Origin of the sequence: Burkholderia sp. KBS0801 (genome assembly GCF_005937855.2) — a bacterium.
Lineage (GTDB): Bacteria > Pseudomonadota > Gammaproteobacteria > Burkholderiales > Burkholderiaceae > Burkholderia > Burkholderia ambifaria.
The window spans coordinates 513,819-537,730 of record NZ_CP042178.1; the positions used below are offsets into that span (position 1 = coordinate 513,819).

At 67.2% G+C, this 23,912-nt stretch carries 23 protein-coding genes and 1 pseudogene; 11 read left to right on the top strand and 13 right to left on the bottom strand.

Annotation, left to right across the window (positions count from 1 at the left end; genetic code table 11):
* Positions 1 to 62: 62 nt before the first annotated feature.
* The 4 genes and pseudogenes from FFI87_RS19080 to FFI87_RS19095 form a co-directional block, all read left to right on the top strand.
* Positions 63 to 1,517: pseudogene (locus FFI87_RS19080) on the top strand (glycine betaine/L-proline ABC transporter ATP-binding protein); the annotation flags it as partial.
* Positions 1,510 to 2,406 (top strand): choline ABC transporter permease subunit, encoded by an 897-nt coding sequence (gene choW, locus FFI87_RS19085; protein WP_006749909.1) that lies wholly within the window; start codon positions 1,510 to 1,512, stop codon positions 2,404 to 2,406. The pseudogene FFI87_RS19080 and the gene choW, both read left to right, overlap by 8 nt.
* 118 nt (positions 2,407 to 2,524) lie before the next feature.
* A complete protein-coding gene (locus FFI87_RS19090) occupies positions 2,525 to 3,523 on the top strand; it encodes a GlxA family transcriptional regulator (protein WP_006749908.1) in 999 nt (332 codons plus the stop codon).
* A 110-nt stretch (positions 3,524 to 3,633) separates the two neighbouring features.
* Positions 3,634 to 4,581, top strand: a complete 948-nt coding sequence (locus FFI87_RS19095; protein ID WP_138849495.1) for a choline ABC transporter substrate-binding protein — start codon at positions 3,634 to 3,636, stop codon at positions 4,579 to 4,581.
* Positions 4,582 to 4,682: 101 nt separating this feature from the next.
* Here the strand turns inward: FFI87_RS19095 and FFI87_RS19100 are convergent, their stop codons facing one another.
* From FFI87_RS19100 to FFI87_RS19110, 3 genes are all read right to left on the bottom strand, one after another.
* A complete protein-coding gene (locus FFI87_RS19100) occupies positions 4,683 to 5,831 on the bottom strand; it encodes a WD40/YVTN/BNR-like repeat-containing protein (RefSeq protein WP_138849494.1) in 1,149 nt (382 codons plus the stop codon).
* 55 nt (positions 5,832 to 5,886) lie between these two features.
* Positions 5,887 to 6,156 carry a MoaD/ThiS family protein gene (locus tag FFI87_RS19105; RefSeq protein WP_006749905.1) on the bottom strand — a complete coding sequence of 90 codons (270 nt, stop codon included), beginning with the start codon at positions 6,154 to 6,156 and terminating at the stop codon, positions 5,887 to 5,889.
* Positions 6,157 to 6,298: 142 nt separating this feature from the next.
* Positions 6,299 to 6,697, bottom strand: coding sequence for a nuclear transport factor 2 family protein (locus FFI87_RS19110; RefSeq protein ID WP_012366786.1), 399 nt, complete (start codon positions 6,695 to 6,697; stop codon positions 6,299 to 6,301).
* A gap of 76 nt (positions 6,698 to 6,773) precedes the next feature.
* Between FFI87_RS19110 and FFI87_RS19115 the strand changes: the two genes are divergently transcribed.
* Positions 6,774 to 7,715: a LysR substrate-binding domain-containing protein gene (locus FFI87_RS19115; RefSeq protein WP_138849493.1), complete on the top strand. Its 942-nt coding sequence runs from the start codon at positions 6,774 to 6,776 to the stop codon at positions 7,713 to 7,715.
* A 28-nt stretch (positions 7,716 to 7,743) separates the two neighbouring features.
* On the opposite strand, the gene FFI87_RS19120 is transcribed toward FFI87_RS19115, so the two are convergent.
* Positions 7,744 to 8,433 carry an aspartyl/asparaginyl beta-hydroxylase domain-containing protein gene (locus FFI87_RS19120; protein ID WP_012366784.1) on the bottom strand — a complete coding sequence of 230 codons (690 nt, stop codon included), beginning with the start codon at positions 8,431 to 8,433 and terminating at the stop codon, positions 7,744 to 7,746.
* A gap of 204 nt (positions 8,434 to 8,637) precedes the next feature.
* On the opposite strand from FFI87_RS19120, the gene FFI87_RS19125 reads away from it, so the two are divergent.
* A complete protein-coding gene (locus FFI87_RS19125; protein ID WP_138849492.1) occupies positions 8,638 to 8,982 on the top strand; it encodes a DUF4148 domain-containing protein in 345 nt (114 codons plus the stop codon).
* A 71-nt stretch (positions 8,983 to 9,053) separates the two neighbouring features.
* On the top strand, positions 9,054 to 9,332 hold the full coding sequence (locus tag FFI87_RS19130) for a DUF4148 domain-containing protein (protein ID WP_012366782.1): 279 nt from the start codon (positions 9,054 to 9,056) through the stop codon (positions 9,330 to 9,332).
* 209 nt (positions 9,333 to 9,541) lie between these two features.
* Here FFI87_RS19130 and FFI87_RS19135 read toward each other — a convergent pair whose 3' ends face one another.
* Entirely contained in the window at positions 9,542 to 10,069 is a 528-nt protein-coding gene (locus FFI87_RS19135) for a cytochrome b (protein ID WP_138849491.1), read from the bottom strand.
* A 402-nt stretch (positions 10,070 to 10,471) separates the two neighbouring features.
* On the opposite strand from FFI87_RS19135, the gene hpnI reads away from it, so the two are divergent.
* Together hpnI and FFI87_RS19145 are read left to right on the top strand one after the other, a co-directional pair.
* The gene (hpnI, locus tag FFI87_RS19140; RefSeq protein ID WP_138849490.1) at positions 10,472 to 11,641 is read left to right on the top strand and encodes a bacteriohopanetetrol glucosamine biosynthesis glycosyltransferase HpnI; all 1,170 of its coding nucleotides are present in this window, start codon (positions 10,472 to 10,474) and stop codon (positions 11,639 to 11,641) included.
* Positions 11,638 to 12,726 (top strand): lysylphosphatidylglycerol synthase domain-containing protein, encoded by a 1,089-nt coding sequence (locus tag FFI87_RS19145; protein WP_138849489.1) that lies wholly within the window; start codon positions 11,638 to 11,640, stop codon positions 12,724 to 12,726. Before hpnI ends, FFI87_RS19145 begins: the two co-directional genes overlap by 4 nt.
* A gap of 58 nt (positions 12,727 to 12,784) precedes the next feature.
* Here the strand turns inward: FFI87_RS19145 and denD are convergent, their stop codons facing one another.
* The 8 genes from denD to FFI87_RS19185 form a co-directional block, all read right to left on the bottom strand.
* Positions 12,785 to 13,756 carry a D-erythronate dehydrogenase gene (denD, locus tag FFI87_RS19150; protein WP_138849488.1) on the bottom strand — a complete coding sequence of 324 codons (972 nt, stop codon included), beginning with the start codon at positions 13,754 to 13,756 and terminating at the stop codon, positions 12,785 to 12,787.
* A 27-nt stretch (positions 13,757 to 13,783) separates the two neighbouring features.
* Positions 13,784 to 14,557 (bottom strand): 2-oxo-tetronate isomerase, encoded by a 774-nt coding sequence (gene otnI, locus FFI87_RS19155; protein WP_138849487.1) that lies wholly within the window; start codon positions 14,555 to 14,557, stop codon positions 13,784 to 13,786.
* A 64-nt stretch (positions 14,558 to 14,621) separates the two neighbouring features.
* Complete coding sequence (locus FFI87_RS19160) at positions 14,622 to 15,947, bottom strand: MFS transporter (RefSeq protein WP_138849486.1); 1,326 nt, start codon at positions 15,945 to 15,947, stop codon at positions 14,622 to 14,624.
* Positions 15,948 to 16,086: 139 nt separating this feature from the next.
* Positions 16,087 to 16,725, bottom strand: coding sequence for an aldolase (locus FFI87_RS19165; protein WP_138850227.1), 639 nt, complete (start codon positions 16,723 to 16,725; stop codon positions 16,087 to 16,089).
* The gene (gene otnK / locus FFI87_RS19170; protein ID WP_138849485.1) at positions 16,725 to 18,023 is read right to left on the bottom strand and encodes a 3-oxo-tetronate kinase; all 1,299 of its coding nucleotides are present in this window, start codon (positions 18,021 to 18,023) and stop codon (positions 16,725 to 16,727) included. Before otnK ends, FFI87_RS19165 begins: the two co-directional genes overlap by 1 nt.
* 19 nt (positions 18,024 to 18,042) lie before the next feature.
* Positions 18,043 to 18,933 carry an L-threonate dehydrogenase gene (gene ltnD / locus FFI87_RS19175; protein ID WP_138849484.1) on the bottom strand — a complete coding sequence of 297 codons (891 nt, stop codon included), beginning with the start codon at positions 18,931 to 18,933 and terminating at the stop codon, positions 18,043 to 18,045.
* A gap of 70 nt (positions 18,934 to 19,003) precedes the next feature.
* On the bottom strand, positions 19,004 to 19,708 hold the full coding sequence (locus FFI87_RS19180; protein ID WP_012366772.1) for a FadR/GntR family transcriptional regulator: 705 nt from the start codon (positions 19,706 to 19,708) through the stop codon (positions 19,004 to 19,006).
* 204 nt (positions 19,709 to 19,912) lie between these two features.
* On the bottom strand, positions 19,913 to 20,986 hold the full coding sequence (locus FFI87_RS19185; protein ID WP_138849483.1) for a GlxA family transcriptional regulator: 1,074 nt from the start codon (positions 20,984 to 20,986) through the stop codon (positions 19,913 to 19,915).
* A gap of 261 nt (positions 20,987 to 21,247) precedes the next feature.
* Between FFI87_RS19185 and FFI87_RS19190 the strand changes: the two genes are divergently transcribed.
* Entirely contained in the window at positions 21,248 to 22,633 is a 1,386-nt protein-coding gene (locus FFI87_RS19190) for an L-serine ammonia-lyase (protein WP_006749888.1), read from the top strand.
* Positions 22,634 to 22,648: 15 nt separating this feature from the next.
* Entirely contained in the window at positions 22,649 to 23,893 is a 1,245-nt protein-coding gene (locus FFI87_RS19195; protein ID WP_006480591.1) for a sarcosine oxidase subunit beta family protein, read from the top strand.
* The last annotated feature ends 19 nt before the right edge of the window (positions 23,894 to 23,912 follow it).

Consider the following 23,912-nt stretch of genomic DNA (forward strand, 5'->3'; position numbering starts at 1 on the left):
GAAAGCAGTGTTTTCTTTCGTCTGAGCAGAGCGGCCCCGGAACGGACGTGAAATTGTCGTAAAGCGACGCGGCCCTCGACGCGAATTGGCGCAAAACGCCATGCGATGCGCACCGCGCTGCTGCGCACAAGTCCGACACCCGATGCCCGCCAGTGCTGGCTGTGCGCGTATTGCGTTGCCGCAAACGGATGCCGCCGCGCGCTGCGGCCCGCCGGGCGGGGCTGGAGGCCGTGTCGTATTTGCGCAAGCGTTTGTCGTAATTCGTCGGCAGGTCGGGGTTTTTTCTGGCAACTATGTAGGCACGCTATGCGACGCGTTAGTCCCCGCTACACGAGGAGAAGGTTTCAATGGATGCCCCCAAGGTCGTGGTCGAAGGTCTGTGCAAGGTATTTGGAAGTAACCCGCAGCAGGCGCTCGACATGCTCGCCGCCGGTGCAACGAAAGACGATGTGCTCAAGCGTACCGGTCAGGTCGTCGGCGTGCACAACGTATCGTTCGACGTGCAGGAAGGCGAAATATTCGTGCTGATGGGCCTGTCCGGCTCCGGCAAATCCACGTTGATCCGCCTCGTGAACCGGCTGGTCGATCCCAGCGCCGGCAAGGTGCTGATCGACGGGCTCGACGTTGCGTCGGCACGCCGCTCGGAGCTGACCGCGCTGCGCCGCAAGGACATGAGCATGGTGTTCCAGTCGTTCGCGCTGATGCCGCATCGCACCGTGGTGTCGAACGCCGCGTTCGGCCTCGAGGTCGGCGGCGTCGGCAAGAAGGAGCGCGAACGCCGGGCAATGGACGTGCTCGAGCAGGTCGGTCTCGCACCGTTCGCGCACAAGCTGCCGTCCGAGCTGTCGGGCGGGATGCAGCAGCGCGTCGGCCTGGCCCGCGCGCTCGCCGTGAACCCGTCGCTGATGATCATGGACGAGGCGTTCTCCGCGCTCGATCCGCTCAAGCGCCGCGAGATGCAGGACGTGCTGCTGCAACTGCAGAAGGAACAGCGCCGCACGATCATGTTCGTGTCGCACGATCTGGAAGAGGCGCTGCGCATCGGCAACCGCATCGCGATCATGGAAGGCGGCCGGCTCGTACAGGTCGGCACGCCGCAGGACATCATCGCGAACCCGGCCGACGACTACGTGCGCGCATTCTTCGACGGCATCGACACCAGCCGCTACCTCACCGCCGGCGACCTGATGCAGACGGGCGCCGTGCCGACCATGTCGAAGTTCGATGCGGCGAACGTCGCGGCGACGCTGAACGGCAGCGCCGAATACGCGTTCGTGCTCGACGCCGCACGCAAGATCCGCGGCTTCGTCACGCGCGATGCGCTCGGTCAGGCCACGCCGTCCGTGCGGCCGATCGAAAGCATCCGACGCGACGCGACGCTCGATCATGTCGTCGCGCGCGTGGTCGCAAGCCCGAATGCACTGCCCGTCGTCGACGACGACGGCTGTTACTGCGGTTCGGTCGACCGCGCACTCATCCTGAAAGCCATCACGCGTTCGCGAGGTTCCCATGTCTGAAATGATTCCGCTCGGTACCTGGGTCGACCGGTCCGTTCACTACCTGCTCGACCATGACGCGGCAACGTTCGATGCGATCGGCCGCGCGATCGAGGGCCTCGCCGCGTTCGTCGAGCACGGACTGCAGGCGATCCCGATGTGGCTGATGATGGCGATCTTCATCGGCGTCGGACTGTGGCGCGTGGGCTGGCGCTTCGCGCTGTTCACCACCTTGTCGCTGCTGCTGATCTTCGCGACGGGCTTCTGGGACCAGACGGTCATCACGCTCGGTCTCACGCTGTCGTCGACGATCATCAGCCTCGTGCTCGGCATTCCGCTCGGCATCTGGGCCGCGAAGAGCAAGCTGGTCGCCGCGATCGTGCGTCCGATCCTCGACCTGATGCAGACGATGCCCGCATTCGTCTACCTGATTCCGGCCGCGATGCTGTTCGGTCTCGGCCGCGTGCCGGGGATCCTGTCGACGGTGATCTTCGCGATGCCGCCGGCCGTGCGCCTGACGAGCCTCGGCATCCGTCACGTGAACCGCGAGATCGTCGAAGCCGGCCAGGCATTCGGCTGCACGCCGTGGCAGCTGCTGTACAAGGTGCAGTTCCCGAATGCGCTGCCGTCGATCATGCAGGGCGTGAACCAGACGATCATGATGGCGCTGTCGATGGTCATCATCGCATCGATGGTCGGCGCGGGCGGCCTCGGCAACGACGTGCTCGCGAGTATCCAGCGCCTCGACATCGGCCTCGGGTTCGAAAGCGGTCTGTCGGTCGTGCTGCTCGCGATCATTCTCGACCGCATCACCGAAAGCTTCGGGCGCGCGCCGGGCACCGTGAAAGCACCGTTGTTCTCGGGCCTGAAGCAGGTATTCCGCGCGAAGGGCGCGCCCGCTCAAGCCTGAGCCACCGGCGGCCGGTGCGTCTTCCGGCCGCCTTCTCCGATTCGACACCGGTTTTCCGCGGCGTGCGCCGCGGAACTGGCGTCCTGCAACCTGCTCAACCGTTCGCCAGGAGCCCGATGTGACGTCCGCCGCTGCCGCCGTGCCCGCCGCTTGCGTTTCACCGGTTTCGTCCCTCGCCCATTTCGGCTTTCTTACGCTGCCGAATTTCTCGATGATCGCGTTCTCGAGCGCGGTCGAAGTGCTTCGGATGGCGAACTACGTCGGGCGTGCCGACCATTACCAGTGGTCGATCTATTCGCTCGACGGCGCCCCCGTGCATGCCAGCAACGGCATCGCGGTGCGGCCGACCCAGGCGCTCGACTACACGAACCTGCCCGACGTGATGATCGTGTGCGGCGGGATTCGCATCCGCGACGTGGTCGACGATGGCGCGCGCGACACGCTCGCGGCGCTCGCCGAACGCGGGCTGCCGCTCGGCGGCATCTGCACCGGCGCGTATGCATTGATGTCCGGCGGGCTGCTCGACGGCTATCGCTGCACCGTGCACTGGGAGAACCTGTCCGCGCTGCATGCGGAGTTTCCGCAGGTGGGGTTCGCCGACGAGCTGTTCGTCGTCGATCGCGACCGGCTCACCTGCACCGGCGGCACCGCGCCGCTCGACCTGATGCTGAACCTCGTCGGCATGCGCTTCGGCCAGCAGCTCGCCGCGCAGGTGTCCGAGCAGTTCATCCTCGAGCGCATCCGCAGCTCGACCGACACGCAACCGATTCCGGTCGATGCGCGCGTCGGCTTCTCGCGCGCGGAGTTGATCGAGGTCGTGCGCCTGATGGAGGCGAACATCGAGGAGCCGCTGTCGCTCGAGGAGCTCGCGCGGCTCGTGCGGCTGTCGCAGCGGCACCTGCAGCGGATGTTCAAGGTGTACCTGAACGTCTCGCCGACCCACTATTACCTGACGCTGCGGCTCAAGCGCGCGCGCGACCTGCTGCGCACGACCGACGCGTCGATCGCGCGCGTGACGACGACGTGCGGATTCCATTCGCCGTGTCACTTCAGCAAGGCGTATCGCGCGCAGTTCGGTCACGCACCGAGTTACGAACGGCGGCTGCCGGGGCGTTGACTCGGCCCGCGCGATCCGTTCGGTCCGCGACGCCGCCGGGATCGCGGCGTGCGGCTTCAACCATCGATCCCGCAACCATGAAAAACGACGTCACCTTGAGGAGAAGACAGATGAAGCGCTTATTGATCGCAACGGTATGCGGGATCGGGATCGCCGCGCCGATGTCGGCGGTGTATGCGGCCGACCCGCCCGTGTGCAAGAACGTGCGCTTCGCGGACGTCGGCTGGTCCGACATCGCGGCCACCACCGGCCTCGCGTCGACGATGCTGCAGGGGCTCGGCTACTCGCCTACCAAGACGATCGCGTCGGTGCCGATCACGTTCGCCGGCATCAAGAGCAAGCAGATCGACGTGTTCCTCGGCTACTGGTCGCCGACGATGGACCCGATCATCCAGCCGTTCACGAAGGCCGGCACGATCAAGGTGCTCGCCACGCCCAACCTGACCGGTGCGAAATACACGCTCGCGGTGCCCGACTACGTGTACCAGGGCGGCCTGAAGTCGTTCGCCGACATCCAGAAGTACGCGGACAAGCTCAACGGCAAGATCTACGGGATCGAGCCGGGCAACGACGGCAATGCGCTGATCAAGAAGATGATCGACACGAATCAGTTCGGGCTCGGCAAGTTCAAGCTGGTCGAGTCGAGCGAGGCCGGGATGCTGATCGAGGTGAACCGCGCGGCCCGCGACAAACAGTGGATCGTGTTCCTCGGCTGGGAACCGCATCCGATGAACGTGCAGATGAAGATCGATTACCTGACGGGCGGCGACGACGTGTTCGGCCCGAACTATGGCGAAGCGAAAGTGCTGACGGCCACGCCGCCCGACTACGCGCAGCGCTGCCCGAACGTCGCGAAGTTCGTGTCGAACCTGCAGTTCACGACGGCGATCGAGAACCACGTGATGGTGCCGATCATGAACAAGGAAGACCCGAACAAGGCCGCGGCCGCGTGGCTGAAGGCGAATCCGCAATCGCTCGAGAAGTGGCTGGCCGGCGTGACGACGCTCGACGGCAAGCCGGGCCTGCCGGCGGTGAAGGCTTATCTCGGCGTGCATTGAGCGGCAGGGCATCGACGTCCCGCACCGGCATCGAGGCAGTGTCGTCTCGATGCCGGTCGCGAGAGGGCTGCTTCCACGGCCCGGCCGCTTGAGCCGCGTCGTTACCCGAAACGCACGCAATACACCGGCGGCAAATGCGCGGAAACCTGCCGCCAGTTCTCGCCGGCGTCACCGGAAGTCCATAACCCGCCCGTCGTCGACGCCATCGCGAGACGCGTGCCGGTGTCATCCACCGCGAGCCCGTGCCGATACACGAGGTCGTAGGCCGGCGCAGGTGGCAACCCGTTCGACAGGCTCTCGAAACTGCGGCCGCCGTCGCGCGTGCGCGTGACGACGAACCGGCCGTTCACCGGAATCCGGCACGCATCCTTCACGGCCGGTACGAACCACGCGGTGTCGGGATCCGCCGGATGCACGGCGACCGCGAAGCCGAAGCTCGACGGCTGCGCTTCGATGCGCTGCCAGTGCGCGGCGCCGTCGGTCGAGCGGAAGATCGCGCAATGATGCTGGGTCCACAGCACATCGGGATTGGCCGCGCACTGCACGACGCGATGCGGGTCCTGCACGTTGGGCTCGCCGCGCCGCTCGGGCGGCATGTAATCGGCTTCCATCCCGTCGGCGCTGACGCGCCAGCTCGCGCCGCCGTCGAACGTCTGCCACACGCCGCCGCACGAGATGCCGATCGTCACGTGCCGGCTGTCGCGCGGATCGACCATCACCGAATGAATGCCCGGCGCGTCGTAGCCGCCGCCGAACCACTCGGGGCGCTCCGGACGGTCCCACAATGCGCGGTTGAGCTCCCACGAATCGCCGCCGTCGCCGGAGCGGAACAGCCCGCCAGGTATCGTGCCGGCCCACAGAACGCCCGGCTCGTCGGCGCCGCCGGCTTCGAGCGACCAGATCTGCTGAAGTGTCCAGGGCGGCCGAGGCGGGGTGGGCGCTTCGTCGCCCGCGTCGGCGTCGCCGGCATGTGCGCCGACGTTGGCGCGCAGCGCGTCGGCGGGCTGCGGCGGATACACGGGAACCGCGCACTCTTCCCAGTCGGCTGCCCCTGCGCGGCGGCGATGCAGCTTGACGCCGAAATGACCGAGATTGAGCGCCGCATACAGCGTGCCGTCGCGCGGGTCGGCCAGCGCCATGCTGACCGGTTCGCCGATGAAGTGCGGCTCGTCGAGCGACCAGCCGCCGTTGCCGTCGGCTTGCAGCACGAACAGGCCCTTGCGGGTCGCGACGAGCAGTCGATCGTTCATGTCGGGTGTCTCCTGTGCGCGCGATCGGGCGCTTGCTTCATTGAGATGCGTCCCTTTATCCGCCGGACAACGCCTGAACGACATAGACGCGGCTCGCGTCGCCGAGCGCGTCGGACAGGTGTTGCCGGTCGCGCACCGGCTGGCCGTCGATGAATACCGACAGGTGCTTTCTCAGCGCACCCTGGTCGTCGACGATGTAGCCGCGCAGCCGCGGCTGTTCGCCGAAGACGGTTTCAAGCGCTTCGCCGAGCGTCCGTGCGTCGATGTCGCGCTCGGGCGTGTCGATATGCCGCTGGATCGACGCCGCGAAGAAGAGGTGAGCCATGGCAGGGGCTGGCAGGAGCCGCGCAGGGGGGACGGTCTGTAGTTTAGGCGATCGATCGGGCCGGCAGCGACATCGCCCTGCGGCCGGCGGCTCAGGCAGCCGTTGCTGCGCCGCGCAATGGCACGTGCCCGCGCTCGCCCGGCTACGCGTACTTGTCGCCGACCGTGCTTCGTATCGGATGCGTGTCATAGACGATGATCATGCGCTCGATGCGCGCGTCGTCGTCGAATTCGAATACGTCGACGCACTCGAATTGCACCGCGGAGCCGTCTTTCAGTCCCCAGTCGTAGGTGAAATAGCCGGTGGCCCGACGTGCGCCCGTCGTGCTGACGCAGATGTCGATCGGTGTGATCCGGCTTTGTCCGGATGCCGCCGCGACTTTTTCGAAGAAGGGTTGCGGCGCCATCCAGCCGAGAAACGGCGAGAATATCCGCGCGTCCGGCGTGAACAATGCACAGATCGCGGCGACGTCGCCGCGCTCGAGTGTCTTCAGGTAGGTATCGACCTGTCGCGTGTAAAGTGCGTCGGACGACGAAACCATGATATTTCTCCGCTGATTGTTGACGAGCCGTCCGCGACAGCCGTCGCGCCGGTGCAACCACGATAGCGATGCCGCGATGACCGAACAAACGAAAAATCCGCAACCCGGGCATGCCGCCCACGCATACCCGCTCGCGGATCTGACGCGCGCGCTGCCGCCGCTGACGGCGTTCCAGGCGTTTGTCGCCGCCGCCGAACTGGGCAGCTTCAACCGGGCCGCCGAGCATCTGTGCCGGACCCAGGGCGCGGTGAGCCGTCAGGTGCAGCAACTGGAAGCGCACTACCGGTGTGCGTTGTTCGTCCGTCATCCGTCGGGATTGACGTTGACCACGGAAGGCAGCGCGCTGCTGACGGTGGCCGTCGACGTCCTCGCGCAACTGGCGCGACATGCTCACGCCCATGCGCATGCCGCATCGACGCTGACGTTGCGGCTGCCTTCCACGTTCGCGATTCGCTGGCTGCTGCCGCGGCTGTCGGCGCTCAATCACGCGCTGCCGCGGACCGAATTGCGCATTCACACGTCGGCGGACGACACACCGGATTTCACCGACGCCGATTTCGATGCGATCGTCGTGCGTGGCACCGGCAGCTGGGCGGGCATGGTGGCGGTCCCGCTATTCGACGAATACCTGACGCCGATGTGTACGCGCGAGGTGGGCGCGTCGTTGCAGTCGGCAGCCGATCTCGCGCAGGCGACGCTGCTGCATCCCGCGCGCAATCGCGATGAATGGCGATGCTGGCTCGACGCCGTGGGCGCCACACAGATCGACCCGCGCGCGGGGCTCGTATTCGATACGCTCGAACTGACACTGACGGCCGCGGCCCAGGCGCACGGCGTCGCGATCGGCGATCCGCGCATGGCGGCGGATCGGCTGGCAGCCGGAACGCTGGTCGCTCCGTTTTCGGAGGTGGTGCGCAACGGCCTGGGCTACTACCTCGTGTACCCGGTGCAACGCGCCGCGCAACCGGCGATTCAGGCGCTCACGGAGGTCATGACGCGTCTTGCGCGCGAGGATTGATCGCAACGCGCGTGCGCCGGGTGTCTTGCTAGACCGGAATCGATCGCCCGCGTATGCGGATACCGATCCGCACGATGCCGATCACCGCATTCGACAGCCACGTCAGCAAGCGCGGCATGCCGCGCCGGCGGATATCGAGCAGCAGCACGATCCGGACTTCGTCGCTGTCGTTCCACACTTCATGCACGAACGTGTCGTCCCACAGCAGGAAGCGGCCTTCGTCGAGCCGGTATTCGTGGCCGTCGACCTTCAGCACGGCGGCCGGCGTGCCGTCCGCGCGCTTCGGCATCGACAGCACCAGATAGCCGCGCAGGATGCCGCGGAACGGCCCGCGGTGCGGCGGGATGTGCTTGCCCGGCGCGAGGAACGACAGCGACGCGGACAGCACGTCGGGCGACGCCGCGATGATCGATTCGACGGTCGGGCAGCGCGACAGGTTGCGCGGGAACGGCTGGCCGTACGCCTGCATGATGAACATCCGCCAGTCGCGCGCATCGTTGGCCGAGATGTCGTGCTGCTCGCGCATGATCTCGTGAAAGCGCGGGATGCGCGGCAGGTCGCGCGCGACGTCGAGCGCTTCCGCGCGTATCGCCGGCCACGCGTGGATGAAGCGCTCGGCATCGGGGAACGCGGCCGTGTCGAGCACCGCGCCACTATCGATATGGTGGTCGTACAGCGTGCGAAGCAGGCCGGCCGCGTAGTCGTAGGCAACGGACATGATCGAGGACCGATCCACAAGGTGTCGTCAGTCTGCCCCACGCGCGGTGGGGCCGCATTACGTCAGGTTACGCCGGCTGACGAAAGAATGACAGTTCGGTGAGCGTCCGGCGCAAGCTCCGCGGAATTCCGGGAATAAACGCGCACCGGCCGTCGTCATACGGGATGTAGCACGTCGTCTCGTTGACTTTCGAAGGAGTGGAGCATGAACACGCATTGGCTGGTGGCCGCCACGGTGGCGGCGATTTCCGTCGCGAGTGTCGCGGCGCCCGCGTCGGCCCAGGAACTGACGCGCGCGCAGGTCAGGCAAGAACTGATCGACGCCGAAAACAACGGGTTGCGCTTCGTGACCGACACGTCGTATCCGGCGGTGAGCCCGCTGTTCCAGCAGCAGGCCGAACAGATACCGCAACATCAGGCCGAGAGCGCGATCGGCAGCGATCCGGCTGCGGCTTCCGATGCGGGAAGGCCGGCGGCGCTGCCGCCCCGTCCGCGCCCAGCCGCGTGCGTGGGGCCCGAGAGCTTCTGCACGCCGTATTTCGGCAGCTGACCTGAAGGCCCGCTGCGCCGGGTTCGACATTCACCACGCTTGATCGGCACGAAACATTGAAGGAGTTCATGATGAAAACTTGTATCGCACTACTGATGATGATCGGCGCGATTTCCGGTCAGTCTGCATTCGCGCAATCGAATGCGCCGCTCACGCGTGCACAGGTTCGCGACGAGCTGATTCGTCTGGAAGCGGCGGGTTACGACCCGTCGAAGGGCGACGACGGCGAATATCCCGCGGACATTCAGGCCGCGCAGGCGAAGCTCGCCGAGCAGGATCGCGCGAGGATGGCGGCTGCGGCCGCCGCGGATGCGCCGGCCTCCGTCATGCCGGCGCAGCTCGACAACTAGGTGTCGACATGTACGTGTGCATCTTCAGGCCGTCGTGTTCGCGTCACGGCACTACGCATGCGGTGCGCGGCACGCGACCTGATCGAACCGCACGCACGGCCATGCCGTCGATTGCGCGCCGCTTCGCGCGGCGCCGCGATCATCTCGTCACGCGATTGCGATGAGTGCACGGGTCGATCGAGGAATGGGCTGGGACGTGAGCGACGAGATTACCAGGGCATCATCCGCTGCATGACCTGGTCGCGCAGGACGAACCGATGCGCGATCGCGGCTGCGACGTGAAGGCACACACCGCCGAACAACACCCACGCAAGGATGCCGTGCACGTCGCCCATCGCGTGCCCGAATCCCGACCCGGCTGCCGACAGTGCCGGCAACGGCACGATGCCGAACAGCGTCACGGCCCACGCGCGCGATGACGCATTGATCCAGCCGAGCAACGGCACCGCGATCAGCAGCGCATAGAGTGCGACATGCGTTGCGCCGGACAACGCGCGCATCGTGGGCGACAGTTGGTCGGCGGGTGGACGATGCGTCGCGCGCCAGAGCACGCGACAAGCCATCGCGGCGAGCAGCGCAGTGCCCACGATCAAGTGAGCGGCGATCAGCCCGACCGGGCGTGTGTCGCGATGCACGTCGGGCATCGTCCAGCCGATCGCATACTGCGCGACGAGCAGAACGACGATGAGCCAGTGAAGAACGCGGGCGACTGCGTCATATCGGGCGGGCGTGGGCATGAAGGCTCCTGGCAAGCGGGGTGGCGGTATCTTCTGGCGGATTCTACGGCCGAATGCTTAACGAAACTTTAAGTGTGCGGCCGCACATCGAAAGTATCCGGTCGAGCGAGCGATGGCGCGCCCCTTTGCCGATCGCCGCGCGGGCCCGCAGATTGTACCCAAGGCATCTTTCACCACGATGACGTTCGATGAATGGGGCGTCGTCGCGACTGCGATCCTGTCGGATCGTAAGGTTGCCGGCGCGATAGTCATGTCATCTGATTGCGCGTACCGTCTGTTGGTCATCCTTCACATCCGGCATCCGGCTCGATAGCAATCGATCCGGCTGCGTGCATGGATGAAACCGTGCGCGCGAGGCCAATACCGGCATTGCAGTCGCACGGAAAACCTCGGGAGAGAGGCATGGAGTGGCTGCAGGTGGTGCACGCGCTGGCCCGGGCGATATCGCTCGTTTGCGGGTTCGGCGTGCTGCTGGGCATTGCCTATACGATCGCGGCCAGCGTGCTGGTCGGCCGGTTCTTTTCCCGCGTGGCGGCGATGCCGCGCGATTTTCCGGGTGTCACCGTCGCGAAGCCGTTGCACGGCGACGAATGGCATCTTGGTCAGCATCTCGAAAGCTTCTTTGTCCAGGATTATCCGGGGCCGGTTCAGCACCTGTTCGGCGTGCATGACGCAGGCGACGCCGCGCTCGCGGCCGTCGAGGCGCTGCGTGCGCGCCATCCGGACGCCAACATCACGGTCGTCGCCGATGCACGGCTGTACGGCCCGAACCGCAAGGTCGCCAATCTCGTGAACATGCTGGAACACGCGGAGCATTCGGTGCTCTGCCTTGCCGACAGCGACGTGGTGGTTGAGCGCGATTATTTGCGGGGCATCGTCGGCGCGCTACAGGAGCCGGAGGTCGGCATCGTGACGAGCGTGTATCGCGGCGTCGCGTCGCCGGGTTTCTGGCCCGGCGTTGCGGTCGCGATGACGAACTACCATTTCCTGCCGGGCGTGATCACCGGGCTCTTCATCGGTCGCGCGCGTCCGTGTTTCGGCCAGACGATCGCGATCACGCGCGCGACGCTCGAACGCATCGGCGGCCTCGCGCGTTTCGCGCATCACCTCGCCGAGGATCACGCGCTCGGCGAAGCGGTGCGGCAGGTCGGGGCGCGGGTCGTGATTCCGCCGTTCGTCGTCGGGCATGCGTGTGTCGACGACACGTTCGCCAACCTGTACGCGCACGAATTGCGCTGGAGTTGCACGATCCGGGCGGCGGACCGGGGCGGTCATGCCGGTTCGGTGCTGATGCATCCGGTGCCGCTCGCACTGCTGGCGCTGCTGCTGTCCGGCGGTACGGCGGCCGCGTGCGCGCTGACGGTGGCCGCGCTTGTCGCACGGGCGCTGCTGATGGTGAGAACGGCGCGCGCGATCGGCGCGAGCCTGCGCGGCGCGCGCTGGTTGCCGTTCGTCGATCTGGTGCAGTTCCTGATCTTCGTGTCGAGCTTCTTCTCGTCGCATGTCATCTGGCGCGGCACGCGCTTTCGCGTCGACCGCGAGGGTTTGCTGTCGCCGGCGGGGAAACCATGACGCACGACACGCATTCCGACGATGAAGGCGCGAGCCGGCTGTCCACCTATCGCGACGCGCGGCTCCGGCATGCGGGACGCATCGCCGCACTCGCCGGGCTGGCCATCGCCGTATGGCTGATCTGGCGCGAGCATCCATTGACGGTCCTGCACCGGCTGCAGGCCGCAGGCGCCGGGTTGCTGCTCGCCGCGCTGGTTCACGTGCTGCCGATGCTCGCGAATGCATGGGATTGGCGGATGCTGATCCGCGGCCGGCGCCGGCCGTCCTTCGCGACGATGCTGAAGCTGGTCTGGATTCGCGAATCGATCAACGGACTTTTGCCGGTCGCGCGGATCGGCGGCGAACTCGTGTCGTTCAGCTTGCTGCGGCACGCGGGCGTGCGCCCGGCGACCATCGTGGCGAGCCTCGTCGCCGACATGCAGTTGACGCTGATCAGCCAACTGGTGTTCGCGCTGGTCGCGATCGGCTACGTGCTCGACCGCGGCTCGTCCGATGCCGCGCGGGTGGCCGCGCAGCTCGCCATCGGGATGGCGGCGATGGTGCCGGTGCTGCTGCTGTTCGCGCTGGTGCAGCATGCGCGGCCGTTCGAGCGGGCGATGCGCGCGCTCAACCGCATCACGAGCGGGAAGGTGGTGGCGCTGGTCGGCGAATCGGCGCGCACCGATCAGTCGATCCGGATGATCTGGCGCAAGACCGGCATCGTCGTGCGATATCTCGCGATCTGGCAGACGCTGCAGTTCGCCGGACATGCGCTGGAACTCTGGGTCGCGCTGCGCTTCCTCGGCGCCGATCCGACGTTCGCGCAGGCGCTCGCGATCGAGGCGCTGATCCAGCTCCTGAGCAGCATCGCGTTCATGATGCCGGGGGGGCTGGGCGTACAGGAGGGCGGGTTCGTGCTGATCGGCGGACTGCTCGGCTTCGACGCGCCGACCTGTCTGGCGCTGGCCGGCGCGCGGCGCGTGCGCGATCTGCTGTTCTATCTGCCGGGCTTGCTGGCGTGGCAGCACGCGGCCGGCGCGGCGCGCCCGCCGGGCGGGGCGAAGCGCGCATCGATGCGTGTCGGGGAATCCGCCGGGCCGCGCTGATGCGACCCGACGGTGCCTGCCGCGCGGGCGGCCGCTTGCCCGCCCGGCGGCGTGGCCGTCAACGCCGCTCGTCGGCGATATGGCTGCGGATCACGTCCGCGAACGACGTGTCGCCCTTCAGCCCGAGCGCTTCCGCGCGCGTCGTGTCCCAGCGGCCCGGCCAGCTGCCGACGATCTTCTCGACGCGCTCGTCCGGCACATGGCGGATCAGCTTTACGACGTCGTCGCCCGCGACTTCGCGCAGCGCCGCGATCATCTCGTCGACCGACACCGACAGGCCGGGCAGGTTGATCACGCGCTTGTTGCCGAGCTTCTCGCTGTCGATTTCGCAACCGGCGACGAGTGCGTCGATCGCGCCGCGCGGCGACAGCAGCCACAGCCGCGTCGAACCCGGCACCGGGCACACGCTTTCCTCGCCGTTCAGCGGCTCGCGGATGATGCCGCTCGCGAACGACGACGCGGCCGCATTCGGGCGGCCCGGTCGCACGCTGATGGTCGGCAGCCGCAGCACGCGGCCGTCGACGAAGCCGCGCCGCGCATAGTCGCACAGCAGCAGCTCGGCGATCGCCTTCTCCGCGCCGTATGACGATTGCGGATTCAGCGCGGTGTCGTCCTGCACGATGTCGGGCAGCACACCGCCGTAGACGGCCACCGAGCTCGTGAAAACGACGCGCGGACGATGTCCGCGCGCGCGGCACACCTCGAGCAGCGTGCGCGACGCGTCGAGGTTGATCCGCATGCCGAGATCGAAATCGGCTTCGGCCTGCCCGCTGACGATCGCCGCGAGATGGAAGATCGCGCCCGTGCGCGTATCGATCGCGCTTTCGAGCACCGCGCGATCGGCGATGTCGCCGACGATCGACGTCACGCGCGCATCGCCGAAATCGCTGCCTTCGACGACGTCGAGCAGCACCAGCTCGTCGATCTTGCCGGTCCGGCCGTCGGGGCCGGTCAGCTCGCCGCGCTCGAGCAGCTTGCGCGCGAGACGCTGGCCGAGAAAGCCGGCGCCGCCGGTGATCAGTACTTTCATGTTCGTTGCCCTCTTGGAATGCTTGAATTACAGGTACGACTTGAGCCAGCCGAGGCCTTCGGACGTGCCGGCCTTCGGGCGATACTCGCAGCCGATCCAGCCGTCGTAGCCGAGCGCGTCGATCAGCGCGAACAGGTATGGGTAGTTGAGCTCGCCGATATCCGGCTCGTGGCGCTCGGGCGCGCCGGCGATCTGGATGTGGCCGATGCCCGCGAAATCGCGCTTGAGCTTCATCGCGAGGTCGCCCTCGACGATCTGGCAGTGATAGCAGTCGAACTGCACCTTCAGGTTCGGCGCGCCGACTTCCGCGCAGATCTCGTGCGCGTCGTCCTGGCGGCTCAGGAAATAGCCGGGCATGTCGCGCTGGTTGATCGGCTCGATCAGGATCGTGATGCCGTGCGCGAACGCGGCCTGCGCCGCATGCCGCAGGTTCTCCAGGTAGGTGTCGCGATGGCGCGCGCGCTCGCCCGGCGCGACCATCCCGGCCATCACGTGCAGCTTCTTGTTGCCGAGCACGCGCGCATAGTCGAGCGCCTGGTCGATGCCGCGCCGGAACTCGTCCTCGCGGCCCGGCAGCGACGCGATCCCGCGCTCGCCGGCGGCCCAGTCGCCGGGCGGCGCGTTGAACAGCGCCTGCTCGAGGTTGTGCGCGTCGAGCCGCGCGCGGATGTCCTCGGCGGCGAAGTCGTACGGGAACAGGTACTCGACGGCCTTGAAGCCGTCGGAGGCGGCAGCGGCAAAGCGTTCGAGGAACGCGTGCTCGGTATACATCATCGAGAGGTTGGCGGCGAAGCGGGGCATGGCAGCGGTTCCTGTGAATGAATGGGGCGGGGCGCACGGCGCCCCGCGTCGAATGGCGGCAGGCTCAGCGGTTCACGAGTTTCGCGGGCGTGAGCCACACGGCGATCGCACCGATCACGAGCATCGACGCGAGCACGTACATGCCGGACGACGTGCTGTGCGTGAGGTCCTTCAGGTAGCCGATCACGTACGGGCTCGCGAATCCGGCGAGGTTGCCGACCGAGTTGATGATCGCGATCCCGGCGGCAGCGGCCGAGCCGGCGAGGAACGCGGTCGGCAGCGACCAGAACAGCGGGGCGCAGGTCAGCACGCCGCCCGCCGCGAGCGACAGGAACACGATCGACACCGCCGTATTGTGCGAGTACGACGCGGCGACCGCAAACCCGACGGCGCCCATCAGCGCCGGCACGATCAGGTGCCAGCGGCGTTCGCGGTGCTTGTCCGCGCTGTGGCCGAACAGGTTCATCACGATGATCGCGACGACGAACGGAATCGCCGACAGCAGGCCGATCTGCAACGTATCGGTGATGCCGGTCGACTTGACGAGCGTCGGCATCCAGAACGTGAGGCCGTACTGGCCGGTGACGAACGCGAAGTAGATCAGCGACATCCACCACATGCGCGGGTCGGCGAACACGGCCTTCAGCGAATGGCCGTGCTTCTGCTGTTCCTGCGGCTGCGCGGCGATTTCATCCTCGAGCAGCTGCTTCTCGCGCTCGTCGAGCCACTTCGCGCCGCGGATGCTGTTGTCGAGATACAGGATCGTCGCGATGCCGACGAGCACGGCCGGCACGGCCTCGATCATGAACATCCACTGCCAGCCGTGAAAGCCGGAGCCGCCGTGAAAGCGTTCCATGATCCAGCCCGACAGCGGGTTGCCGAAGATGCCCGACACCGGAATCGCCGACATGAACACCGCGATGATCTTCGCGCGGCGATGCGACGGGAACCAGTACGTGAGGTACAGGATCACGCCCGGATAGAAGCCGGCTTCCGCGAGACCGAGCAGAAAGCGCAGCACGTAGAACTGCGTCGGTGTCCTGACGAATGCGAACACGGCAGACAGCAGGCCCCACGTGATCATGATCCGCGCGATCCAGATGCGCGCGCCGAGGCGGTGCATCAGCAGATTGCTCGGCAACTCGAACACGAAGTAGCCGAGGAAGAAGATGCCGGCGCCAAGGCCGAACACGGTTTCGCTGAACGCGAGGTCCTGCGACATCTGCAGCTTCGCGAAGCCGACGTTCACGCGGTCGAGATACGCGACCACGTAGCAGAGCATCAGGAACGGCACGATGCGCCAGAACACTTTCTTGTAGGTGCGGTCGAGCTCGGCCGATTGGGCGGGCGCGGCGGGCGAGCGGCTTGCGGCCGCGTCGAGAGCAGTCATCGTCGTCTCCATCGATGTTGTGTGCCGGCGGCGCGTACGCCGCCGGATCATGTGTGTGTGCTGAGGCAAGGGCCCGCGCACACGGCGGGCATGGGAATCGGTACGTCGTTTGCGCGCGGACTGTGCGCGATGCGTCGCGCTACCAGCGCGCGCCGAAGGCCTGGCGCAGTTCGTCGAGTGCGGCGTCGGACAGCGGCTCGGGCTTCGGCTCTGTCATCAGCCACAGCCGCGCGGTTTCCTCGAGTTCCTCGAGCGCAAACGACGCGTGCGACACCGACTGTCCCCACATCACCGGGCCGAGGCGCTCGAGCAGCACGCCGCGCACCTGGTCGGCGAGCGTCGCGACTTCGGCCGCGACGGCCGGATCGCCGGGGCGGCGATAGCGGATCAGCGGAATGTGGCCGACCTTCATCACGTAGTACGGCGTGATCGGCGGCAGCACGTCGGTGTCGCGCCATACGCCCGCGAGCGTCAGCGCGACGAGATGCGTCGAATGCGTGTGGACGATGCCGTTGGCTTCGGTATTGCGCGCGTAGATACCGCGATGCAGCGCGAGCGTCTTCGACGGCTTGCCGCCCGAAAGCGGCTGGCCGTCGAGGCCGACCTTCGCGATGTCGTTCGGGTCGAGCCGGCCGAGGCACGCATCGGTCGGCGTGATCAGCCAGCCGTCGGCAAGCCGCGCGCTGATGTTGCCGGCGCTGCCGACCGCATGGCCGCGCGCGTACAGGCTCGCGCCGACGACGCAGATCTCTTCGCGCAGTTTCGCTTCGTCGCGCATCATGCGGCTCCGTCGAGCGCGCGCAGCGCCTTGTCGAAAAAGTCCACCGTGCCGAAGTTGCCGGACTTCAGCGCGAGGCCGAGCGGCTGCGCGTCGATGGTGGCGGTGGCCGGCACGCCGGGGTCGATCTGCGCGCCGATCTGCAGCGACTTCACGTCGAGCGCCTGCACGACCGCGCCGGACGTCTCGCCGCCGGCGACGACGAACTTGCGCACGCCGAGCTCGCGCAGGCCGCGGGCGATCGCCGCGAGCGTGCTTTCGACGAGATGGCCGGCCGCTTCGACGCCGAGCGCCTGCTGGACGGCCTTCACTTCGTCGGGCGACGTGGTCGCATAGATCAGCACGGGTTGCGGCAGGTGCGAGCGTGCGAATGCGAGGGCGTCGTCGACGACGGGTTCGCCGCGCGATGCCGCGAGCGGATCGATCCGGAAGCTCGGACGGCTTTCGCGCCACGCGGCGACCTGCGCGTTGGTCGCCTTCGACGCGCTGCCGGCGAGCACGGCCGACAACCCGTCGATGCGCGGCAGCGACGCCGCGTTGTCGCGCTCGGGCAGCAGCCCCGCGCGGCGGAAATTCTCCGGCAGACCGAGCGCGACGCCCGAGCCGCCCGTGACGAGCGGCAGGTTCGCGCACGCTTCTCCGAGCACGTGGAGGTCGTGGTTCGACAGTGCGTCGGCGATCGCGAAACGCGTGCCGTCCGCGCGCAGCGCGTCGACGCGCGCACGCACGGCGGCCGCGCCCTGCGCGATCGTGTCGTAGCGGATCAGGCCGACCTTCGCCGTCGTCTGCCGCTGCAGCACGCGCACGAGGTTCGCGTCCTTCATCGGCGTGAGCGGGTGGTGCTCCATGCCCGATTCGTTCAGCGGCACGTCGCCGACGAACAGGTGGCCGCGAAAGATCGTGCGGCTGTTCTCGGGGAACGCCGGGCAAGCGATCGCGAAATCGCCGCCGGCTGCATCGAGCAGCGCGTCGGCGACGGGCCCGATGTTGCCCGCGTCGGTCGAGTCGAACGTCGAGCAGTACTTGAAGAAGAATTGTCGGCAGCCCTGTGCGCGCAGCCACTCGTAAGCGGCGAGCGATTGCGCGACGGCGTCGGCGGCGGCAATCGTGCGCGACTTCAGCGCGACGACGATCGCATCGGCGTCGATCATGGTGTCGAGCGCGGCGCCGTCGGCGGGCACGCCGATCGTCTGCACGGTACGCATGCCGCTCTTGACGAGCATGTTCGCGAGATCGGTCGCGCCGGTGAAATCGTCGGCGATGCAGCCGAGCAGGGGACGGGAAGCGGAAGCGGTCATGGCGGGAGCGTCGTTCGAATCAGCGGGCGGGCGGCAGCGTGATGCCGGGGAAAGTCTTGATCACGGCGGAATCGTCCTCGCCGCCGTGGCCGGCGCTCGACGCGCTCATGAACATCTGGTGCGCGGTGGCCGACATCGGCAGCGGGAACTTGCTGCGGCGCGCGGTATCGAGCACGAGGCCGAGATCCTTCACGAAGATGTCGACGGCCGACAGCGGCGTGTAGTCGCCGTTCAGGATGTGCGGCACGCGGTTCTCGAACATCCACGAATTGCCGGCGCTGTGCGTGATCACGTCGTACAGCGCGTCGGCGTCGACGCCTTCGCGCAAGCCGAGCGCCATCGCCTCGGCGGCCGCCGCGATATGCACGCCGGCCAGCAGCTGGTTGATGATCTTCACCTTCGAGCCGATGCCGTGCGCGTCGCCGAGGCGATACACCTTGGCGGCCATCGCGGCGAGCACGTCGTCGCAACCCGCATACGCGGCGGCCGGGCCCGACGTCATCATCGTCATCTCGCCCGACGCCGCGCGCGCGGCGCCGCCGGACACCGGGGCGTCGAGCATCTGCAGGCCCGCGGCCTCGATGCGCGCGCCGAGCGCAACCGCGAAGTCGGGCGCGACGGTCGCGCTCGCGATCACCACGCCGCCCGGCTTCATCGCCGCGACCGCGCCGTGCTCACCGAACAGCACCGTTTCAGTCTGCGCGGCATTGACGACGAGCGTGACGACGACGTCGCACTGCGCGCCGAGTTCGGCCGGGCTCGCGCAGGCCACGCCGCCTTCGGCCGCGAACGCCTGCAGCACGGTGTCGCGCACGTCGCATGCGTGCACGCGGAAGCCCGCGCGCAGCAGCGAGCGGGCGACGCCCAGGCCCATTGCGCCGAGGCCGATGACTCCAACATTTCGTGACATGGTCAACCTTGATCGATTCGGGAAGAGGTTCGGGACGGTGGCGGTGCCCGGTCGGGCACCGCTGCCGGCTTCAGCAGATGCCGGCTTCCGCGAGACGGCGCGCGGCGTTGTACATGTGCGTGCGTGCCGCGTTGCGCGCCGCCATCGGGTCTCGCGCGCGGATCGCGTCGGCGATCGCCGCGTGTTCCTCGCGCACCTGCCGCGAGAAATCCTCGCGCGTCGCTTCGTTGCGCCGCGTGACCTTCACGCCGGCCTCGAGGTACTGGTTCAGGAACTGCAGCGTCTTCAGGAAATACGGGTTGCCGGTGACGGCCGCGATCGTGCGGTGGAACGCGACGTCTTCCGCGACGCCGTCGCGCCCTTCGGCCGCCGCGGCGTCGATCTTGCGCAGCGCGTCGTCGATGTCGGCCATGTCGTCGGCGGTGTGGTGCAGCGCGGCTTCGGCCGCGACTTCAGCCTCGATCGCGCGGCGCACCGCGAGCAGGTGCGGCAGCGAGCTGGCCTCGACGGCTTCCGCGTAGTCGATCCGCAGCGGCCGGATCGCGCCGTGCTGGTTCACGTACACGCCGCTGCCCTGGCGCGGTTCGACCACGCCTTCGTTCTTCAGCCGCGAAATCGCCTCGCGGATCACGGTGCGGCTCACGCCGAATTCCTGCGCGAGCACGGCTTCCGTCGGCAACTTGCCGCTCGCCGAGAAGCTGCCGGCTTCGATCTGCTTGAGCAGCTGCTGCGCGACGTGGTCGCTCATCGCACGGGCGGGAATTTTCTCGAACATGGCGCTCTAGCTTGTAAGGTGATGTGGTCATCATACAAATTTGGACGAGCGTCAGCATCCGGAATAACCCTCAATCAACGTGGGAGAACATCGGCCAAGCTGATTGGAACCGGTTCCAATTGGAGGGGAACGTGCGGCGATCGTGCGCGGTTCGATGCGCGGCCGGAGGAGGAAAGGGAGCGCGCCGGCGACGGCGCGCGATCGTCAGTCGGCGATGTCTTCGACGGGATCGGCATCTGTTGCAACCGGCACCGCGACTTCCGCGACTTCTCCGCCGCGCTCGCGATAGGTGGCCGGCGGCACGCCGAACTGCTTGCGGAACTCCCGGCCGAGGTGCGACGCATCGGCGAACCCGCAGCTCGACGCGATATCGGCGACGGTGCGGTCGGAGCTGGTCAGCAGCCACGCGGCCGTGCGCAGCCGCACCTGCTTCGCGAACGCCTGCGGGCTCCTGCCCGTCTCGGCCTTGAACAGCCGCTCGAGCTGGCGCGTCGACATGTCGAGCTTGCACGCGAGTTCCTCGAGCGGCAGCGAGCGCCCGACATGCTGTTCCATCAGAAGAATCGCGCGCTTGACCTTCGGGTGCGTGGCCGGCTCGAGGCCCGGCGGATGCGGCTGCGGCGCATTGCCTTTCTGCATCTCGCCGACGAGCAGGATGCGCAGCGCCTTCTGCACGGTCGCGTGGTCGAAATGACGCAGCAGGATCGCGGCGGCGACGTCGATCGACGCGCGGCCGCCCGAGCAGGTGATGCGGCGCTGGTCGATCACGAACAGGCGGTCGGCGATCAGCAGGTCGGGATCGGCGCTCGGGAAGCGTTCGATGAAATCCCAGTAGTGGAACCAGCTCACGCAGGTGCGATAGCCGTCGAGCACCTTCGCGCGCATCAGCGTAAACACGCCCGTACAGATTCCGACGACCGTAGCGCCGGCCGTCGCCGCGCGGCGGATGAACTCGAGCGTTTCGGGGCCGGCTTGCGGCCCGGAGTGCAGCAGCCCGCCGACCACGACCACGTAGTCGAATGGTTCGGCCCCCTCGAAGGTTTCCCACGGCGTGATCTGGATCCCGCAGCTCGCGCGCACCGGCGCCAGCGTTTCGCCGATCACGCTCCACGCGCAGCGCACGGGCTTGCTGTAGTCGCCGTCGTCGGCCGACAGCCGCAGCATGTCGACGAAACCCGAGAAGGCCGTGAGCGTGAAGTTCGGCAGCAGCACGATGCCGAAGCGGATGCGCTGCGGCGCCGGTTCGGCGAGGGGGGAAGCGGGTACGTCGGGTGTCATCGCGGTCAATCTCGTCACGCCGGTAAGGCAGGTCTCACTCGTTTCACTCGGTTGCGGGGTACGTCTGCCGGGCGGTGCAGGCGCCGGCCGACTTGTGCTTTTGCGTCGCGAACCATCGCCAAAACGCACTTTCCGGCCGTCCCGCGCGGGGCTTGGCGGCGCTATCCCACGCCGATGCCGTTTTTGTTCTATCTGCCAATTTTACGCTTTGATGTACTGATGCCAACGACATTTCACGTACGCCCACCCAGAGGAAGCCAGATGAACGTCAGCGCGTTCGACCTGTTCAAGATCGGCATCGGCCCGTCCAGTTCGCACACGGTCGGCCCGATGATCGCCGCGTGCCGCTTCGCATCGCACATCGAGGACGCGAACCTGCTCGGCTTCGTGCGCCGCGTGCGGGTCGAACTATACGGCTCGCTCGGTGCAACGGGCAAGGGCCACGGCACCGACAAGGCGGTGCTGCTCGGTCTCGAGGGCCATCTGCCGGACACGATCGATCCAGACCTGATCGAGCCGCGGCTCGCCGGGATCCGCGCGGAGAAGTCGCTGACGCTGCTCGGCAAGCAGACGATCCGCTTCGACGAGAAGGAGAACATCGGCTTCTATCGCAAGCTGATGAGCGGCACGAGCATCGTGCACCCGAACGGGATGCGCTTCCAGGCGTTCGACGAGCACGGCCAGCTGCTCGTCGAGAAAGAGTATTACTCGGTCGGCGGCGGCTTCGTCGTCAATCGCGACGGCGATCGCGTGAACGGCGTGCGCGCGGCGGTCGAAGTGCCGTATCCGTTCCGTACCGGCGACGACCTGATGCGCCAGTGCCGCGAACACGGGCTGTCGATCGCCGAGGTGATGCTGCGCAACGAATGCGCGCTGCGTCCCGAGGACGAAGTGCGCGCCGGGCTGCTCGCGATCTGGCGCACGATGGCTGCATGCGTCGAGCGCGGCTGCAAGGTCGAGGGCGAACTGCCGGGCCCGATGCGCGTGAAGCGCCGTGCGGCCGAGATGAACGGGCACCTGCGTGCGCGTTCGGAGGAGTCGCTGCGCGACCCGCTGTCGATGCTCGACTGGGTCAACCTGTATGCGATGGCCGTCAACGAGGAGAACGCGGCGGGCGGCCGCGTCGTCACCGCGCCCACCAACGGCGCGGCCGGCGTGATTCCCGCGGTGCTGCACTACTACGTGAAATTCGTGCCGGGCTCGAACGAAGCCGGCATCGTCGAATTCCTGCTGACGGCCGCGGCGATCGGGATCATCTACAAGGAAACGGCGTCGATTTCCGGCGCGGAAGTCGGTTGCCAGGGCGAAGTGGGCGTCGCGTGCTCGATGGCCGCGGCCGCGCTCGCCGCGGTGATGGGCGGCACGCCGGATCAAGTCGAGAACGCGGCCGAGATCGGCATGGAGCACAACCTCGGCATGACCTGCGACCCGGTCGGCGGGCTCGTGCAGATCCCGTGCATCGAACGCAACGCGATGGGCGCGATCAAGGCGCTGAACGCGTCGCGGATGGCGCTCAAGGGTAACGGCCAGCACTACGTGTCGCTTGATTCGGTGATCAAGACGATGCGCGAGACGGGTGCCGACATGAAGACGAAATACAAGGAAACGTCGCGCGGCGGTCTTGCCGTGAACGTCATCGAATGCTAACGAAGGATCACTAACATGAGCCGCTACTCGATATTCAGCCTGTTCCGCAACGGCCTCTCGTATCACGAGAACTGGGAAAAGCAGTGGAAGAGCCCGGAACCGAAGAAGGAATACGACGTCGTGATCGTCGGCGGCGGCGGCCACGGCCTCGCGACCGCCTACTACCTCGCGAAGGAGCACGGCATCACGAACGTCGCGATCCTCGAGAAGGGCTGGATCGGCGGCGGCAACACCGCGCGCAACACGACGATCGTGCGCTCGAACTACCTGTGGGACGAATCGGCCGCGCTGTACGAGAAGGCGATGAAGCTGTGGGAAGGGCTGTCGCAGGACCTGAACTACAACGTGATGTTCAGCCAGCGTGGCGTGATGAACCTCGCGCACACGTTGCAGGACGTGCGTGACACCGAGCGCCGCGTGAATGCGAACCGGCTGAACGGCGTCGACGCCGAATTCCTGACGCCCGCGCAGATCAAGGAAATCGAGCCGACGATCAACCTGAACAGCCGCTACCCGGTGCTCGGCGCATCGATCCAGCGCCGTGCGGGCGTTGCACGCCACGACGCGGTGGCCTGGGGCTTCGCGCGCGGCGCGGACCGCGCCGGCGTCGACATCATCCAGAACTGCCAGGTGACGGGCATTCGCCGCGAAGGCGGCGCGGTGGTCGGCGTCGATACGGTGAAGGGCTTCATCAAGGCGAAGAAGGTCGCGGTGGTGGCGGCCGGCAACACGACGACGCTCGCCGACATGGCCGGCGTGCGCCTGCCGATCGAAAGCCACCCGCTGCAGGCGCTGGTGTCCGAGCCGATCAAGCCGGTGGTCAACTCGGTGATCATGTCGAACGCGGTGCACGCGTACATCAGCCAGTCCGACAAGGGCGACCTCGTGATCGGCGCGGGTATCGACCAGTACACGGGCTTCGGTCAGCGCGGCAGCTTCCACATCATCGAAAGCACGCTGCAGGCGATCGTCGAGATGTTCCCGGTGTTCTCGCGCGTGCGGATGAACCGCCAGTGGGGCGGCATCGTCGACGTGTCGCCGGACGCATGCCCGATCATCACCAAGACCGACGTGAAGGGCCTGTATTTCAACTGCGGTTGGGGCACCGGCGGCTTCAAGGCGACTCCGGGCTCGGGCTGGGTGTTCGCGCACACGATCGCCCGCGACGAACCGCATCCGCTGAACGCACCGTTTGCACTCGACCGCTTCTACACCGGCCACCTGATCGACGAGCACGGCGCTGCCGCCGTCGCGCACTAATCCCCGCACTGAAGGAGAA